This is a genomic window from Mesobacillus campisalis, from assembly GCF_000986785.1.
GTDB lineage: Bacteria > Bacillota > Bacilli > Bacillales > Cytobacillaceae > Mesobacillus_B > Mesobacillus_B campisalis.
The window spans coordinates 131,209-148,776 of the sequence record NZ_LAYY01000001.1 but is presented as its reverse complement, the minus strand read 5'-3'; the positions used below and the strand labels follow the sequence as shown (position 1 = coordinate 148,776).

Annotated in this window: 15 protein-coding genes; all 15 read left to right on the top strand. The window is 40.8% G+C overall.

Annotation, left to right across the window (positions count from 1 at the left end):
- Nucleotides 1-62: 62 nt before the first annotated feature.
- Entirely contained in the window at nucleotides 63-833 is a 771-nt protein-coding gene (locus WQ57_RS00630; RefSeq protein WP_052948596.1) for an SDR family NAD(P)-dependent oxidoreductase, read from the top strand.
- A gap of 35 nt (nucleotides 834-868) precedes the next feature.
- Nucleotides 869-1,804 carry a CaiB/BaiF CoA transferase family protein gene (locus tag WQ57_RS00625; RefSeq protein WP_046521776.1) on the top strand — a complete coding sequence of 312 codons (936 nt, stop codon included), beginning with the start codon at nucleotides 869-871 and terminating at the stop codon, nucleotides 1,802-1,804.
- A gap of 57 nt (nucleotides 1,805-1,861) precedes the next feature.
- Nucleotides 1,862-3,436 carry a class I adenylate-forming enzyme family protein gene (locus WQ57_RS00620; protein ID WP_046521775.1) on the top strand — a complete coding sequence of 525 codons (1,575 nt, stop codon included), beginning with the start codon at nucleotides 1,862-1,864 and terminating at the stop codon, nucleotides 3,434-3,436.
- A gap of 84 nt (nucleotides 3,437-3,520) precedes the next feature.
- Nucleotides 3,521-4,462: an MBL fold metallo-hydrolase gene (locus WQ57_RS00615; protein ID WP_241481450.1), complete on the top strand. Its 942-nt coding sequence runs from the start codon at nucleotides 3,521-3,523 to the stop codon at nucleotides 4,460-4,462.
- Between the two features lie 70 nt (nucleotides 4,463-4,532).
- Complete coding sequence (locus WQ57_RS00610; protein ID WP_046521774.1) at nucleotides 4,533-5,297, top strand: SDR family NAD(P)-dependent oxidoreductase; 765 nt, start codon at nucleotides 4,533-4,535, stop codon at nucleotides 5,295-5,297.
- A 128-nt stretch (nucleotides 5,298-5,425) separates the two neighbouring features.
- Nucleotides 5,426-6,859, top strand: a complete 1,434-nt coding sequence (locus tag WQ57_RS00605) for an NAD-dependent succinate-semialdehyde dehydrogenase (RefSeq protein WP_046521773.1) — start codon at nucleotides 5,426-5,428, stop codon at nucleotides 6,857-6,859.
- 130 nt (nucleotides 6,860-6,989) lie between these two features.
- A complete protein-coding gene (locus tag WQ57_RS00600; protein ID WP_046521772.1) occupies nucleotides 6,990-8,573 on the top strand; it encodes an ABC transporter substrate-binding protein in 1,584 nt (527 codons plus the stop codon).
- A gap of 71 nt (nucleotides 8,574-8,644) precedes the next feature.
- Nucleotides 8,645-9,424 carry an SDR family NAD(P)-dependent oxidoreductase gene (locus WQ57_RS00595; RefSeq protein ID WP_046521771.1) on the top strand — a complete coding sequence of 260 codons (780 nt, stop codon included), beginning with the start codon at nucleotides 8,645-8,647 and terminating at the stop codon, nucleotides 9,422-9,424.
- A gap of 215 nt (nucleotides 9,425-9,639) precedes the next feature.
- Nucleotides 9,640-10,584, top strand: coding sequence for an ABC transporter permease (locus tag WQ57_RS00590; RefSeq protein WP_046521770.1), 945 nt, complete (start codon nucleotides 9,640-9,642; stop codon nucleotides 10,582-10,584).
- A 15-nt stretch (nucleotides 10,585-10,599) separates the two neighbouring features.
- A complete protein-coding gene (locus WQ57_RS00585) occupies nucleotides 10,600-11,439 on the top strand; it encodes an ABC transporter permease (protein WP_046521769.1) in 840 nt (279 codons plus the stop codon).
- 19 nt (nucleotides 11,440-11,458) lie between these two features.
- Entirely contained in the window at nucleotides 11,459-12,484 is a 1,026-nt protein-coding gene (locus tag WQ57_RS00580; RefSeq protein WP_046521768.1) for an ABC transporter ATP-binding protein, read from the top strand.
- Nucleotides 12,456-13,439, top strand: coding sequence for an ABC transporter ATP-binding protein (locus WQ57_RS00575; RefSeq protein ID WP_173427519.1), 984 nt, complete (start codon nucleotides 12,456-12,458; stop codon nucleotides 13,437-13,439). The genes WQ57_RS00580 and WQ57_RS00575 overlap by 29 nt, the downstream gene beginning before the upstream one ends.
- A 110-nt stretch (nucleotides 13,440-13,549) precedes the next feature.
- Nucleotides 13,550-15,172 carry a long-chain fatty acid--CoA ligase gene (locus WQ57_RS00570; RefSeq protein WP_046521767.1) on the top strand — a complete coding sequence of 541 codons (1,623 nt, stop codon included), beginning with the start codon at nucleotides 13,550-13,552 and terminating at the stop codon, nucleotides 15,170-15,172.
- A gap of 38 nt (nucleotides 15,173-15,210) precedes the next feature.
- Nucleotides 15,211-16,515 (top strand): MFS transporter, encoded by a 1,305-nt coding sequence (locus tag WQ57_RS00565; RefSeq protein WP_046521766.1) that lies wholly within the window; start codon nucleotides 15,211-15,213, stop codon nucleotides 16,513-16,515.
- Nucleotides 16,516-16,732: 217 nt separating this feature from the next.
- A complete protein-coding gene (locus WQ57_RS00560; protein ID WP_046521765.1) occupies nucleotides 16,733-17,506 on the top strand; it encodes an IclR family transcriptional regulator in 774 nt (257 codons plus the stop codon).
- Nucleotides 17,507-17,568: the final 62 nt, after the last annotated feature.

The window sequence follows — 17,568 nt, the reverse complement described above, 5'->3', positions numbered from 1 at the left end:
GTGCCATACTCAATTTTAGGTTTTTAAAATCTTATATAACAGTAAATATAGGGGGAATTATTTTGGATATTTTTAGTTTAGACGGAAAAACAGCCATTGTGACTGGGGCTAATGGAGGTATTGGAAAAAGCATCGCAAGAAGATTTGCGAATTACGAATGCAATATTGTTCTATGCGACCTCAGTTTAACGGATCTCGAAGGTTTTGCGGATGAACTTAGAGAAAAGGGAGCGAAAGTATTAGTCATTCAATGTGATGTGACAAACCGTAATGAGATTAAAAATGTAGTAAACATGACACTTGAAAAGTTTACTAGTATTGACATATTGGTTAATAATGCCGGAATAACATCCAAAAGAACAGCGGCAGAGGAGTTTCCATTAGAGGTTTGGCAGAAGATTATGGACGTAAACTTAACGGGTGTTTTCTTGTTCACACAAGAAGTGGGAAAAGTCATGCTAGGACAAGGCAGCGGTTCCATCATTAATATTTCTTCAGGCGCTTCCCAGCAGGCTGTAAGAGGTTCCCTTGGATATAGTGTTAGCAAAAGTGGAGTAAATATGCTTACTAAAGGATTTGCTTCTGAATGGGCTGAAAGAGGTGTAAGGGTAAATGGTGTTGCCCCTTACTATGTTGAAACCCCTATTCTGGCTTCTATAAAAGAAACGGATAAAGAGTTTATGGATAAAGTTTTGAGCAGGTCTCCAATGAGACGTATGGGAAAACCAGAGGAAATTGCGGCAGGCGTGGTATTTTTAGCATCTGATGCTTCCTCCTATATGACAGGTGAGACCATTTCAATAGATGGTGGAGCGCAAGCGATGGGCATATAAACTTAGAATCCTATACTCCAAGGGGAGGTATAAATGTGAATCCATCATTGCTAAAAGATGTAACAATCATCGATACAACGATTAATCTGCCAGGTCCGGTGGCTGGAGGAATACTCGCTTCCATGGGTGCACGTGTCATTAAAATCGAGCCACCAATGGGAGATCCTGTTTCCGCCACTCCTGAATTATACGGTGCTATTAATGATTCAAAGGAAATAATCAAAATTGACCTAAAAAAGCCAGAAGGACAAGAAAAGGCAAAGCAATTAATCGCCAATGCTGACGGCATCTTGGTAGGGATGCGTGACAGGGCATTAAAGAAGCTAGGTTTAGATTATCACTCATTAACAGCTATTAATCCAAGATTAGTATATTGTAATGTAACCGGATTCCCTGGCGATTCAAATAAAGCGGAACATCCTGGTCATGATTTAACATATCTGGCCCATTCAGGGCTATTGAAAACCCTTTTTCCGGATGATGGGAAAATACCAACCCAACTGGCAGATATGACAGGAGCACTGTATGGCGCTTTAGCCGTTGTGTCCGGGTTGAATTACCAAAAGAAGAATAAAACAGGTATCTCAATAGAAGTAAATTTGTATGAAAGCCCCTTTTTGCTTGGATTAGTACCACGCCACGATCCTAAACTTGCTAGCAGCCTTGACGGAGGTATTATTTGTTACAGGGTGTATGAAACAAAAGATGGGAAAATTGCTTTAGGTGCATTGGAACAAAAGTTTTTTGACAGTTTAGTAACTGCAATTGAACGCCCTGAGTGGTGTGGTCAGCAATTAAGACCTGCAATACCAGGTGATCCAATTTTTGAAGAACTTAAAAGTATTTTTAAGTCACGTCCAACAGCAGAATGGCTGAGCATTGGAGCTACGCATGATGTTCCTATAGAGGCAGTTAATGATCTATCGTTTAAGAAAGGCCTTAATATTCCGTTTCGAACTCAAATCGAATAAATTGCCGGTTGAAATATAAGCGAGACAATCAAAAAATTTCTGAAGCGGGGGACAATAATGATCCAGGTCGGAAATAAAGAGAGAACTGTGTATGGAATGGCTGGACTAACTCTGCGTCACATTATTGAGCGCAACAGTACGATTTGGCCTAATAAATTGGCAGTGGTAGATATTGACGGTGATAAGAAATACACATTTAAGGAATTAAACGACCGTGTAAATAAATTAGCAAACCAATTGATAAAAATGGGCATCCGCCGTGGAGACCATCTTGCCTATATCTCGAAGGACAGTGTGGAATGTGTAGAGATCATGTTTGCTGTAAATAAACTTGGTGCTGTGTGGGTTCCAGTAAACTACCGATACACTGACAATGAAATCATATCGCAGTTAAATCACTCTGATGCTGTGGCCGTTTTTTTTGATTCCGAATTTGCAGAGGTTATGACACGGATTTCAGGCGGTCTTCCCAACATACCACAAAATAATTTTATCTGTATTGGGGAGTCAGAATTTTTTGTGAGTTATGAGTCATTAATTGCAGAAGGTTCAATTGCAAACCCTAGCGTTCAAATTGATGATACTGACGCCTGCGGAGTTATTTATACTTCGGGGACAACGGGTGTTCCCAAAGGGGCAATTCATTCTCACCGTTCCATAATAGGTTGGGCATTAGGTTCTGTATTACTGGCGGGTTGGCACTGGAAAGATCGGGTACTTAACCCTTTTCCCATGTTTCATCTAGGTGGAACAGTTATTAGTATAGCTTGTATGATCTCTGGCGCAACAAATTATATGTTTGGAAAATTTGAAGTGGAAAAACTGCTTAAGAAAGTGGAGGAAGAAAAGATAACCGTAATGTCAGTTGTTCCAACGATTTTGAACGCCGTTTTAAAATTGCCGGAAGAAGAGATCAATAAATATGATTGGTCAAGTTTACGGATTTTATCTACTTCAAGTGCACCATTACTGTCACAAACACAGGAGGCCGCCCTAAAATACTGGCCACAAATTAACTTATACACGTTTTATTCAGCTACCGAACTTTTCTTTTCTATATTAATGCCAGAAGATCATTATGTGAAAACCCGATGCGTAGGAAAGCCGTCAATTGGAATGGACTTGAAAGTAGTGGATGACAAAGGGAACGAGGTAGGCCCTGAAGAAGTTGGACTCATCTATGGAAAAGGAATCTCCCTGTTTAAGGGATATTATAAAAATCCTGAAGCAGAAGAAAAGTGTTTTGATGGTGAATGGTTCACCTGTGAAGACATGGGATACTTTGATGAAGATGGATACCTCTATGTAGTGGATCGCAGAAAAGACATGATTATTTCAGGAGGAGAAAACATTTCTTCCGTAGAGGTTGAAGATATCCTCATAAAGAATGAAAACATCTTGGAAGCCGCTGTAATAGGTCTCCCCGATGAACTATGGGGAGAACGGGTTCATGCGGTTGTCAGTTTAAGGCCACATTCCAGTACAACAGGTGAAGAAATACTGGAATGGTGTAAAGATAAAATGGCAGGATATAAACGACCAAAATCTATTCAAATTTTACCTGATCTTCCTAAAAGTCCCGTAGGTAAAATATTGAAGCTCAAACTGCGCGATTCGATTGTTCGTGCATAACCATGGGCACAGACAGTAATTAACTTTCCTAATTTATATGAAAGGAAATCATCCATAAAGGCTGTTTTAACAGGAGTGTTGTGATTGGATAGTAAAATTCATAATTTGGGAAGCCGTATCCATTTAATTGACTTAATGGCAGGAGGGGTTCCTAACAAAACAGGAACTTATGTAATTAATGATGAAAAATTAACCATAGTGGAGACGGGTGCTAGTCCTTCTGTACCCAATGTTTTACACGGGCTAAAAAAACTTGGATTCAGCCCTGACGATGTCAAGTATATCATTCTGACCCATATCCATTTAGATCACGGTGGTGGTGCTGGATTACTATTGCAGAGCTGTCCTAATGCAGCAGTCGTCGTGCATCCAAAAGCGGCAAAGCACATTATCGATCCGAGCCGTTTAATCACAGGTGCCCGAATGGTGTTCGGAGAAAAATTCCATGAAATGTATGGTTCAGTTTTACCGGTTCCGGAAAATCGTATTTTGATCAAAGACGATGAAGAAACACTAGAGATTGGTCCGAACCGTAAACTGATGTTTTTTGATTCACCTGGACATGCGTCTCATCATTTTAGTATTTACGATCCGATTAGCAATGGAATGTTTGCTGGTGATTCAGCAGGGATTCAGCTTGACCTAGGATTAATGGTTTACCTGCCAGCCACGTCCCCAAATCAATTTGATCCTGGTAAGATGCTGGGAGTTATAGAACAGTTCAGGAAAATGAATTTGGATCGCATTTATTTTGCCCATTTCGGGATGACAACTGAAGTTGAAAACGCCCTCGCAGAGGTAAAGGAATGGATTCCAAGGTTTATGGAAATTGGTAAAAGAGGATTACAGGAGGAAAAGAGTTTATCTGACATTGCCAATGATATTTTCAAATTATTAACCAACCAATTTAGCGCATTAGGCGTCCCGGATAATCATCCTACCTATAATACGATCCAATTGGATTTACTTGTATTTGCTACGGGAATTGTCGACTATTTACAAAAAAACAAACAAAAAAGAGTGTAATTACGTTAAGGAAGAATGTTGATAGATTTGGGAAGTGATTTACCAACAAGCTTTATGGTGGTGATATAGAATGGTATTTGAAGGGAAAGTTGTTTTAATTACAGGTGCAGCAGGGGGAATTGGACGAGAAACTGCCCGTTTATTCGCTGAACAAGGAGCAAAATTAGTTTTGGTAGATGTTGATCAAGAAGTAATACAGAAGGTTGCATTTGAGCTGGAACTAGATGATTATCTTGCTCTTTCTGCAGACGTATCAAATGAAGACCAAGTAAAAAATTTCGTACAACTGACCAAAGAGAAATATGGCAAGATTGACGTTTTTTTTAATAATGCAGGTGTCGGAGTTAAATATGGAAGGATTACAGATATAACTGCAGAAGAGCTGGATCAAGTTTTAAATGTAAATGTCAAGGGAGTATTCTTTGGTTTAAAGCATGTAATGGCGGTTATGCTGGAGCAAAAATCCGGCAGTATAGTAAACACATCATCTGTTAATGGAGTAAGTGGTTCACCAGGATTGGCCGCTTATTCTGCCACCAAGCATGCGGTAATTGGCTTGACAAAGACAGTTGCCTTAGAGTGTGCTGGAACAGGAATTCGGATTAATGCCATTTGTCCAGGTCCTGTAAATACTCCAATGATACGAGCACTGGCTGAGATGAAAACACCTGGGAATCCGGAGCAGCCAAGAGAAATGTATGAGCAAAGAATTCCTTTGAGACGATATGCTAAGCCTAAAGAAATTGCAGAATTAGTTTTATTTCTGTCATCTGATAAAGCTTCTTATATTACAGGAAGCGTGTATCGAATTGATGGTGGCATGACAGCCTCATAACTTATTCTGAAATTATTATCTGCAATTATCACGAAACACCCGAGATATTCGACATTTTCACAGGGAAATAGTTAGAAACAATAGGTGGAAAATCAACGCCTAATAGAAGTTTAGTGGGAGGCATTTAGATGCTTTATATTAATGGGGAATGGACCCCATCTGTTTCGAATAAAAGTTTCACTATTTATAACCCAGCAACCAAAGAAAAAGTTGGAGAGATGGCATATGGCAACAAAGAAGATACGGAAATGGCTATTTCTTCTGCTGAACAGGCCTTTAAAACATGGAAAAGAAAAACGGCTGGAGAAAAAAGTGCGTTTTTAAAAACGTTTGCTGATCAATTAAGGGTGAGGGCGGAGGATATTGCAAGAACAATAACGCTTGAAATGGGGAAACCGTTACGAGAGTCGATTGGAGAAGTTAATCTAGCAATATCTTATGTTGACTGGTATGCAGAGGAAGCAAAACGTATTTACGGCGACACGATTCCAGCTTCAAGTATTGATAAAAGAATATTTGTTTTTCAGGAGCCTGTTGGGGTCGTGGCAGCGATCACACCTTGGAATTTTCCAGCTGCAATGATCACTAGAAAAATCGCTCCAGCACTTGCGGCAGGTTGTGCGGTGGTAGTCAAGCCCGCATCCGCAACCCCTCTTACCGCAAAATTGATTTTTGAGGCACTTGATGCTGCGGGACTGCCAAAAGGAGTGGCTAATCTGGTAACCGGGCCATCTCAGGAGATAGCTTCTACTTTTAATGAGAGCTTCGCGGTCCGTAAATTAACTTTTACCGGATCAACGGAAGTAGGGATTGAATTGATGCGCGGTGCAGCAGATACAGTAAAAAAAGTTGCGATGGAACTGGGCGGCCATGCACCATATATCGTTTTTGAGGATGCAGATTTGGAAACGGCTGTAGATGGCGCAATAGCAAGTAAATTTAGAAATGCGGGTCAAACCTGTGTTTGTACAAATCGCATTTATGTCCACCAATCGATAGCAGATGAGTTTGGTCAATTGTTTGCTAAAAAAGTAAGAAAACTGGCAATAGGAAACGGGCTGGATGAAAACACAGACATAGGTCCACTTATCAATCGTGAGTCTTTGTCCAAAATCTCATCACAAATTAATGATGCAATCAATCTCGGCGGTAAAGTTATAGCCGGAGGAAAAGAAGTAAAATTCGAGCAAATGGAAGGATGCTTTTTTGAACCTACCATCATCAATTATGCTACAGATGAAATGAATATCGCAAAAGAAGAAACATTTGGACCAATTGCCCCGATATTTACATTTCAATCGGAAGCGGAAGTAGTTGAAAGAGCAAATCACTTTCAATATGGTCTCGCTGCCTATTGTTATACGAATGATTTTAGTCGAGCCATACGAATGATGGAAAATCTTGAATACGGAATTGTTGGTATAAACGATGAAATGCCTACGACTGCACAGGCTCCTTTCGGAGGGGTAAAAGCAAGTGGTGTTGGCCGTGAAGGTGGAAAATATGGTTTACAAGAATATTTAGTAGAAAAATATGTATCAATGAAAATTAAACAAAATTAATACCGTTAGTAAACTTCAAACAAAAGCATTAAATGCACTTTCTCTTTGAATATATTGAAAAAATAATCGGAAATGAATATTGCTTCGGAGCAAAAATTAAAACGATTACTAATTAATTTTCTTAGGAGAGATGATTGTATTGGATAGAATGAGGTTGATATTTATTGCTAAATTATTGCCGTTGCTCCTTCTTGCTTTTACCCTAGTGGGTTGTTCATCTGATTCCAGCTCTGGGAAGAACCCTTCTAGTTCTGTTGGAGGAGCGCAGTCCGAAGAAGGCACACCTAAAAAAGGTGGGGAAATTACCATAGCGTATATTGCGGATTCCACGAATTATGATCCAATACAATCCTCAAGTGGTAGCGACCATCCTTTATTATGGCCCATCTATGATACGCTTGTTTCTTTTACTCCAGAACTCGAACCACAGCCTGGTTTAGCTGAATCTTGGGAATTCACGGACGATAAGACATTAATTCTTCACCTTAGGGAAGGTGTGACTTTCCATGATGGAACCGCCTTTGATGGAGAAGCGGTGAAATTTAATATCGAAAGAATTAATTCTGACGATTCGAAAATACCGGATCTTAAAAATATTGAAAGTGTAGAAGTTATAGATAAGAAAACAGTTAAGCTGAATTTGAAAGTATCAGATTCTTCCCTTTTATTAGCCTTATCTGATAAGGGTGGGATGATGGTATCCCCTACTGCAATTAAAGAATATGGTGATAACTTTTCTCAAAATCCTGTAGGGGCCGGACCATTTAAACTAGTAAATCACATTCCTAATGGAGAGATTGTCTATGAAGCCTATGAAGATTACTGGGAGGAAGGAAAGCCCTTCCTTGATAAAATGACGGTTAAAGTCATGTCCGATGAAAATACAAGAATTAATGCCCTTAAATCAGGTGAGGTCGATTTTGCTGATATCATTACTCCAGCGAATGTTCAAAATCTCAAAAGTGACTCCAACATCGTTTTAAAAGATATTTTGCCGGTTCGATTTAATATGATTTTTTTAAATCCATCAATGCCACCGTTTGATAATAAAAATGTACGATTAGCCGTTCTGCATGGGATTAATCGTGAAGCCATTGTTCAGGGACTTAACTTTGGACAAGGTGAACCGGCTAATACCATCTTTCCTAAGGAATATTGGGCAGCTGATCCTAACATGTCGATAGACTATGACCCTGAAAAAGCAAAACAATTATTAAAAGACTCTGGTCTTAACAATATCTCATTCTCAATGATTCACTTAGCGATTGCGAACTATACAAGGGGAGCTGAAATCATAAAGGACCAGCTAAAAGAAATAGGAATTGAGGTAAATCTCGAACCAATGGAAGTAACCAAGGGGACTACGAGTTTCTTTTCTGAACAGACAGCACCAGCCTTTAGTACTACTTGGACAGGGCGTCAAGACCCGCAAATGGCGGTGCAGCTTTTATTTTCAGCAAATAGTTACCTCAATCCAGGAAAATATTCTACACAAGAAATTGAGTCACTTATTTCAAAAGCCGCTTCAACTTATGATCAAAAGGAACGCGCTGAATTATACAAAGAAATTAGTGAAAAAGCACTGTTAGAGGAAGCAATCGGAATTCCGCTTGTATATGAACCGATGACATCCGCTATGAACCAAAAGGTAAAAGGATTTAAGCCTAATTTGATGGGTAAAGCCGTCTTCTCATCGATTTGGATGGAAGAGTGATTTAAAGGTACGTAAGGAGTCGACTATCACTTTCTTAAAAAGAACTAAAAAGCTATGGGAGACGTATTACAATGACTTTAGAAAACAAAGTGGCTATTATTACAGGTGGCGCTGGTGGTATCGGGAGTGCAACCGCAGACTTATATGCCAGCCAGGGAGCTAAAGTAGTAATTGCTGATACTAATGAACAAGCAGGAAAAAAGTTAGAAGGTATGATTCGAAAAAAGAACGGTGAAGCAACATTTTGCAAGGTAGATGTTTCTGATTATAATAGCGTGAAAAATTTAATTGATTTTACTGTCGAGAAATATGGTTCTCTTGATGTGTTGTTTAATAATGCTGGCATTGGTATACGTAAACCATTTTTAGAATTAGATCTTAAATCTTATCACCAGGTAATAGAAGTAAATCAGCATGGAGTATTTTACGGAATACAGACAGCAGCCAAAAAAATGGTTGAGTTAAAGAAGAAGGGGGTCATAATTAACACATCTTCCATTAATGCGTTTGTAGCAATGGCGGATAGGTTTGCCTATCAAGTTTCAAAAAGTGCAATAAAAATGATGATTACAAGTGCTGCATTCGAATTAGCGCCCCACGGGATTCGCGTAGTGGGTATTGCTCCTGGAAGTGTCAATACAGATATTTTACAATTTCATCGGAAGGAAGGGACTTTGGAATTGGCAAGAAGGGGCCAAATGACAAACAGGTTAATTGAACCTGAAGAAATAGCACAAGTGGTTGCTTTTTTAGGATCAGATGAATCCAGTTCAATTAACGGTAGTATTGTTAAGGTGGATGATGGAGCTCTCGGTTTTAAATTTCGTTTTGACCAAAAACAATCAAAATAAAACTACACATCAACGATAATTGGTTGGTCAATGAATTTTGAACAGTTTAGCCTCTTTACGCCGTCCTATACCATCTTTAACGGAAATTCCGAAGGGCCCCGTTGATAAAATATCAAAAAATTCGAAATTAATAGTGGAGTAGCGACTCACCTTACCTACTCCACTAATTAGAAAAATGATATCACTTTCTATTTAAACGGAAGGAGAGGGTATGGATGTTTTTAAAATATCTTGCACGCCGCTTATTATATGTGATCCCGCTGCTGTTCATTACAACCCTCATCGTTTTCTCTTTTATTTTACTCATTCCAGGCGATCCTGTCTTGGCATTGCTTGGTGAAAATGCCACTCCTGAAAAAGTGGCTCAATTGCGACAGCAACTGGGCCTTGATCAACCGATTATTATGCAGTATTTCGATTGGCTGAAAAATGCCCTGCAAGGGGATTTAGGTCGTTCCATCTTTACGGGCCAATTGGTCGAAGAAGCGGTGTTCAGCCGCTTAACCGTTACATTTCAATTGGTTGTTGCTGCGATGGTCATTTCCGTTGTCGGTGGCATGTTTTTCGCCATTACATCCATATATTATCCGAATAGCTGGATGGACTATGTTGCCCGCTTTTTTGGAACGCTTGGCACGGCAATTCCGAACTTTTGGCTTGCGATGCTGCTCGTCTTATTCTTTAGCTTGAAGCTTGGCTGGGTGCCAGCGACTGGATTTACGAGTATCAATGATAACCCCGTTGATTTCCTTAAAGGGATTTTGCTGCCCGCTATTTCGCTTGGTGCGATGGGAACAGCACAAATCACAAGACATTTACGCTCATCATTAATGGAAGTGATGAATGCTGACTACGTGCGAACTGCCTATTCTAAAGGTGTAAAACGTTGGAGAGCGATTTTTAATCATGGACTGCAAAACGCAATGTTGCCAGTTGTGACGACAATCGGTATTTTGTTCGGGAATTTATTAGGTGCTACTGTTGTTATAGAAACGGTTTTTGCAATACCAGGCATGGGGCAGCTTGCAGTAAATTCCATTTTGCAGCGTGACTTTACGATGCTGCAAGGTGTCGTACTCGTTATGATTGTCTTGGTTATCATCATTAACTTTATTACCGATATCGTGTATGCCATCCTAGATCCACGGATCGAGTACTAGAAAGGGGCAGGGAATATGAGTTTTGGAACTGTTTTTAAGCGTTTAATGGCAGAACGGCTTGCATTTTTTAGCTTTATATTTTTGATGGTGCTCGTCATTCTTTCGATAATTGCCCCTTTCATCGTTCCTTACGACCCGTTGAAACAGGACTTAATGAAGGTCATGCTTAGCCCGAGTGCACAGCACTGGTTAGGCACTGATGAACTTGGCCGTGATATTTTTAGCCGATTGTTAATGGGAACGAAGGCGGCAATCCAGGCAGGTTTGTTTGCCATTTTAATTCCGCTTTGCATCGGTGTTCCGATGGGAATTTTGTCAGGTTATTTAGGCGGAGTTGTTGATGATATTTTCATGCGTATTGTTGACGGTATTATTGCGATTCCTGCAATTTTGCTCGCGCTAGGAATTACGGGTGCGCTAGGCATTAGTTTATGGAACGCCATGATTGCAATCGGAATCGTTTTCACGCCTCAATTTGCAAGGCTCGCAAGGGGACAAACATTGCAAGTACGTTCAGAGCCTTATGTTGAAGCAGCGAAAATCTCAGGTGCGGGCGCGGGGTGGATTATGCTGAAGCATATTATCCCGAATATTGCTCCGCCAATTGTTGTACAAGCTTCATTTAATTTAAGCTTTGCGATTCTAGTTGAAGCCTCTCTTAGCTTCCTTGGAATGGGCGCGCAGTCTCCGCAAATTAGTTGGGGAAATATGATTCAACAAGCTTACAGCATGATCAATATGAATGCGTGGATGATTGTTTACCCTGGACTCGCCATTATACTGACAGTACTGGCTGGCAACTTTCTCGGAGATGGTCTCCGGGCAGCGCTTGACCCAAAGTATAAAAAAGCTTGATAAAGGAGGGACGCATAGTATGAAAGAAGAACTATTGCTTGAGGTGAAAAATCTCGAGACATTCATTCCGACGCCGAAAGGCCAAATAAAACCTGTTAATGATGTTTCATTCTCTATCAATAAAGGTGAAATTGTCGCATTAGTGGGCGAATCGGGAAGTGGAAAAAGCGTTACCTCCCTCTCCATAATGGGTCTTAACGCAAGTGCGATTCAATATAGGCCTGAAAGCAGTATTTTCTTCAATGATAAAGATTTATTGAAATTAAAAGAAAAGGAAATGAGGAAAATTCGCGGCAATAATATTGCTATGATTTTCCAGGACCCTATGTTCTCACTCAATCCTGTCCATCCCATTGGAAGGCAAATTGCCGAATCAATCGTTTTGCATAAAAAAGTGAAATATAAAGACGCCTTAGTAACGGCACTCGAATTATTAAATAAAGTAGGTATTCCCGATGCGAAGCGGCGCCTCAATGACTATCCTCATCAATTGTCAGGTGGAATGAGGCAAAGAGTGATGATTGCGATGGCACTTGCTTGTGATCCAAAGCTCATTATTGCCGATGAACCGACAACGGCACTTGATGTGACAATCCAAGCGCAAATTTTGAACCTATTGCACAAACTACAGAAAGAAAGCGGCATCGCGATTCTCCTAATTACGCATGACCTTGGTGTTGTAGCTGAAACAGCTGATCGCGTCTTAGTCATGTATTGCGGAAAAATTGTCGAAGAAGGCACGGTAGAGGATATCTTCGAAAACCCTCTTCACCCGTACACAAGAGGATTAATGGCTAGTGTGCCTGAGTTGTACGGACCAACGAAAGAAAAATTAGATGCAATCCCTGGTGTTGTGCCAAACCCACTTGAGTTGCCAAAAGGTTGTAATTTTGTGACACGTTGCAGCTATGCAACTGAAAAATGCAGCCAAAATGCACCGACATTGCTCAAACATCCGTCAGGGAACCGGGTATCTTGTTGGTATCCGCTTGAAAAGGAAGGAGAGAGAGGACATTATGAAACAGCAGCCACTAGTTTCTCTTAAAGAAATTAAAAAACACTTTCCTGTTGGGAGCGGACTTTTTGGGAAAAAAGATCAGTTTGTAAAAGCCGTTGATGGTGTGAGCCTTGACATATATCCTGGAGAAACGGTTGGTTTAGTTGGTGAATCAGGCTGCGGGAAATCGACGACTGGAAGAATGGTCGTAGGACTTACCAATCCGACGGGTGGTGAAATTTACTTTGAAGGAAAAAAATTAAGAGAGTACAAAGCTAAAAAAACTTTAGGAAAGAACTTACAAATGATTTTTCAAGACCCGTATTCGTCACTCAATCCGAGAATGACGGTGGCTGATATTATTGCAGAACCGCTAGTCCTGCATAAAGTAGGTACAGCAAAAGAACGAAGGAAAAGGGTCGACGAACTACTGGAGAGAGTTGGCCTCGCTTCCTATCATGGCAGCCGATATCCGCTTGAATTCTCAGGAGGGCAAAGACAAAGGCTTGGCATAGCCAGGGCACTGGCTTTACAGCCTAAACTAATTGTGTGTGATGAACCAGTCTCAGCCCTTGATGTATCCATTCAAGCGCAAATCTTAAATCTATTAAAGGAAATTCAAGAGGATATGGGCTTATCTTATCTCTTTATTGCCCATGGCATTCAAGCCGTTAAACATATCAGCGATAAAATTGCGGTCATGTACCTCGGCAAAATTATAGAATACACCAATAAGGAAGAGCTGTTTGCGAATCCGCGTCATCCGTACACAAAAGCATTGTTGTCAGCCGTTCCTCACCCAAATCCGAAAATGCGAAACCGAGAACGGATTATTTTAAAAGGCGACTTGCCCAGCCCTGCGAATCCTCCTGCGGGATGCAGTTTCCATACGCGCTGTCCAGTTGCGATGGAGCAATGTAAGAGTATCGATCCGAATCTGCTGCCTACTTCTGAACAAAGCCTGACAGCGTGTTTATTATTCGAGGAAAAAGTAGCGAATTAAGGTGAAAAAGAAGAAATTTGTCTTATATATTTTAATGAGTTCATACACATAGAGACCAATTTGACCGTACCCTTATTGAAATCTATAAAAATGAATGGGGGGAATTTTCAATGATGAACACACAATTAACAGTATTTTCACTGTTGGAAAGAGCGGAGAGGTATTTTCCGAAAAAACATGTTGTATCAAGAACACACTCGGGAATTAGGCGCCTATCCTATGCTGAAATCGGAAAGCGGACGAGACGTTTATCAAGTGCGCTCGAGAAGCTCGGAGTCAAGCGCGGGGACAGGGTTGGAACTCTGGCATGGAATGACCATCGCCATTTGGAAGCCTATTTTGCGATTCCGGGTATGGGTGCTGTTTTGCATACGATCAATATCAGGCTTTCACTAGAACATTTAACTTACATTATACAAAATGCGGAAGACAAAGTGTTGCTGATTGATGAAGGACTTGTCACGCTAATTGAAAAGATTAAAGACGATATACCTTCAGTGAAGGCGTTCGTTATTTTAACCGACAGGAATCAACTGCCTGAAACGACACTTGAACCTGCATACCACTATGAAACACTTGTTTCTGAAGGAAATGAAAACTACGAATATCCGACAGACATAGATGAGAACGAATCTGCAGGAATGTGTTACACATCAGCAACGACAGGGAACCCGAAAGGCGTTCTTTACACGCATCGCAGCATTGTTCTTCATAGTATGACAGTTGGTTTGGCAGACACATTGGCATTGTCTGAATCTGACGTTGCGATGCCCGTCGTTCCAATGTTTCATGTCAATGCGTGGGGTCTGCCATTTTCCGCCGCTTGGTTTGGAACAACACAAGTGCTTCCCGGTCCCCATTTTACACCGAAGGTACTTGCCGAATTGATTGATAATGAACGAGTGACAATAACGGCAGGAGTGCCGACGATTTGGCTTGGTCTGCTAAATGAACTCGAATCAGGAAATTATGACACACAAAGTTTGCGTGCAATCGTATGTGGTGGATCAGCAGCTCCGAAAGGTCTGATTCGCAAGTATGAAGAAAAATACAACATTCCGTTCATTCATGCATATGGCATGACGGAAACGAGTCCAGTAGCAACGGTATCCCGACTAAAAAGCTATCAACAAGATTTGTCCTATGAAGAAAAGCTCGAAATTCGTTCAAAACAAGGCTTACTCGTTCCAGGATTGGAAGCAAAAATCGTCAATCACCAAGGGGAAGTGAAGTGGGACGGCAAAGAAATGGGAGAATTGCTCCTTCGCGGTCCATGGATTGCTGACAGTTATTACAAAGAGCCTGAAAAAACAGCTGAGGCGGTTAAGGAAGGCTGGCTACATACAGGTGATATCGCAACAATTGATGAGGAGGGAACCATTAAGCTTGTCGACCGGACGAAGGACTTAGTGAAAAGTGGAGGAGAGTGGATTTCTTCCGTTGATCTTGAAAACGCGCTTATGGCTCATGAAGCGGTTTTTGAAGCTGCCGTTATTGCTGTTCCACATCCCCGATGGCAAGAACGTCCAGTTGCTGCTGTCGTTTTAAAAGAGGATGCTAAAGATAAAGTGACAAAAGATGATTTACTCGACTTTTTGGCACCGCAGTTTGCAAATTGGTGGCTTCCGGATGATGTCATTTTTATGGAAGAACTCCCGAAAACATCTGTCGGCAAATTTTTAAAACGTGAATTGCGCGACCAGCTCCAAGACCGATCCGTTGAATTAAGATGATTTGATTACTAAACAATGATTGAAGGGGATTTTTAAAAATGGTATCAGCATCAGTTGCGGAAGCCGCAAAAACCAAAAAAAGATATGGTGTTGCTTTTTCTCTGCTTATTTTGTATTTAGTTGCCTATGTCGACAGATCCAATATTACCATCCTTTTAGCGGATAAACCTTTTACCGATGCATTGGGCATTACTGGTGATTTCGCTGCCCAAGGCTTGTTGATGACGTTTTTCCTACTTCCTTATGGCCTGGCAAACTTTGTTACGGGCGCAATTTCAGATAAGCTGGGGGCCCGTGTTATCCTTATCAGTGCCTGTATTTCCTGGGCTGTCATTATGATTCTCATGGGATTTACTTCAGCGTTTTTCCTTATGCTTGTTTTTCGAGCTATTTTAGGCTTTGCTGAATCTCCGCTTACTCCTACCACAGATAGGCTAGTTATGCGATGGTTTCCTTCGTCAGAACGCAACTTCGCTAATGCGATCTGGCTTGTAGGGCTAACGTTGGCTCCCGTCATTACACTCCCATTATTGGGGCAAATGACAGCTTCTCTAGGGTGGCGGGCCAATTTCTTTGTCTTTGGAATACTCGGCTTGATTATTCCGCTTTTCTTTATTTTTCGCTATGTGTATGATAAGCCTTCTGACCATCCGTCTATAAGTAAATCGGAATTACAGCATATTGGTGAGGGATTAGGTGTAAAGGACAATGCCCAGGTTGAAAATAAACCTTCCGTTTGGAAGCGCCATGATTACTGGTTTTTAGTTGCGGGGAACTGTCTTGGGAATGGGTTTATCTGGGGGCTCGTTGCCTGGCTTCCAACCTATTTAACAAGGGAATTAAATATTAGCTTTATCCAAAGTAGCTTCATGTCCGCATTGCCATGGGTATGTAGCGTTATTCTTATGCTGACGGTAAGTCCGCTGGCAGACCGTTTAAAAAATCGAAATTGGTTATTAATTGCTGCTCTTACGATAGCCTCTGCTTTAATGTATGTCGTGACATTATTTCAAAATAGCACTCTCATCATTACGTTACTTTCTTTTGCAACAGGAATCGTGTATATTGGTGCATTTGTAGGGCATTCTGCACTTCAAAGGATAGCAAATAGTTGGAATATTGCTGCAGCTGGCGGAGTATTCAACGGAGTGGGATATATTTGGGCTGCTATTGTCCCGTTAGTTATCGGCTTTATCGTAGATGCAACAGGTTCTTTTACAAGCGGGTTTCTCTTCCTTGTAGGTACTGGATTACTAGGGGCCCTCGCATATATTCCTGCTTATATACAAGAATTAAAGGATAATAAACAAGAAATTTATGAAGATACTAATCATGTGATTTAAAGACTTTTTGGGGCACTCCTTATCGCGTGGGAAGCTGTTGTACGCAGATAAAACAGAAAAAAACCATATCCCTTCCTTTATTCACTTAAGGCAGAGATATGGTTTTTGTTTTTAAAAAAATATTTGAAAATTCATATTAGTATGTTAAACTATATTTAAGGTTTTAAATGTAAAACCTGGTTTATTATAGTAAACCAACAAAAAGGAGGCAGCTCAAGTGAAAGAAAAGTATTGGGTACCCGCCCTGGAGAAAGCAGATAACATCTTACGGGAAATTGGTGAGTATCCCAATCAAATGCGGTTGATCGATTTATCCAAAAAGCTGGGGATTAATAAAAGCTCCTTATATTCCTTGTTAAATACCATGGAAATCCTTAAATGGATTGTTAAGGAGGACGGGGATACATACACGCTTGGACCAGCTCTAGGTGCGGTTAGCGCAGCCTATTTCAGGCAATTTAACATCCTGCAATCATTCTATAAGGAAGCTTCCTTATCCGTCTCAGTAATCAATGAACATATTCAATTGGGGATTTTGGAAGAAGGAAATGTAGTATATTTGGGAAAAGTGGAAGGGGCTTCACGAGTGAGGTTAATAACGGATCCAGGAATGCGGTTCCCTGCCAATGCTTCGGCTATTGGAAAAATCCAGCTCACACAATATGACAAAGAGGAACTTAAAGGGATTTTCCCTAAAGAATTGGAGAAGAAAACACCTTACACGATTTCAACCATTGAGGAGTTATATGAAAACGTAAGAATTGCCAAAGAGAATGGCTATGCCATTGAAAATGAAGAAGCCTCTTTGGGATTTCATTGTGTAGCCGCACCCGTCTATAACTATGAAAATAAGATTATTGCCGGTGTCAGTTTCACGATGATGACAAACAGCTGGGACGCAAAACAGGACCTGGCAAGGGAAGAAATCATCAGCCTTGCAAACAGGCTGTCCCAATTCGCCGGCCATACCAGCAGCTTAAACAGAGCATAAAGTGAAACTTGATTGAGCTGGGTTCTTCCAGCCGGTTGATTCTGGATAAAAATCTCTAAAAA

Coding starts and splice junctions, on each gene's coding strand:
- WQ57_RS00620 (WP_046521775.1), top strand. CDS start 1,862: ATGATCCAGGTCGGAAATAAAGAGAGAACTGTGTATGGAATGGCTGGA.
- WQ57_RS00610 (WP_046521774.1), top strand. CDS start 4,533: ATGGTATTTGAAGGGAAAGTTGTTTTAATTACAGGTGCAGCAGGGGGA.
- WQ57_RS00605 (WP_046521773.1), top strand. CDS start 5,426: ATGCTTTATATTAATGGGGAATGGACCCCATCTGTTTCGAATAAAAGT.
- WQ57_RS00600 (WP_046521772.1), top strand. CDS start 6,990: ATGATTGTATTGGATAGAATGAGGTTGATATTTATTGCTAAATTATTG.
- WQ57_RS00595 (WP_046521771.1), top strand. CDS start 8,645: ATGACTTTAGAAAACAAAGTGGCTATTATTACAGGTGGCGCTGGTGGT.
- WQ57_RS00590 (WP_046521770.1), top strand. CDS start 9,640: ATGTTTTTAAAATATCTTGCACGCCGCTTATTATATGTGATCCCGCTG.
- WQ57_RS00585 (WP_046521769.1), top strand. CDS start 10,600: ATGAGTTTTGGAACTGTTTTTAAGCGTTTAATGGCAGAACGGCTTGCA.
- WQ57_RS00580 (WP_046521768.1), top strand. CDS start 11,459: ATGAAAGAAGAACTATTGCTTGAGGTGAAAAATCTCGAGACATTCATT.
- WQ57_RS00575 (WP_173427519.1), top strand. CDS start 12,456: ATGAAACAGCAGCCACTAGTTTCTCTTAAAGAAATTAAAAAACACTTT.
- WQ57_RS00570 (WP_046521767.1), top strand. CDS start 13,550: ATGATGAACACACAATTAACAGTATTTTCACTGTTGGAAAGAGCGGAG.
- WQ57_RS00565 (WP_046521766.1), top strand. CDS start 15,211: ATGGTATCAGCATCAGTTGCGGAAGCCGCAAAAACCAAAAAAAGATAT.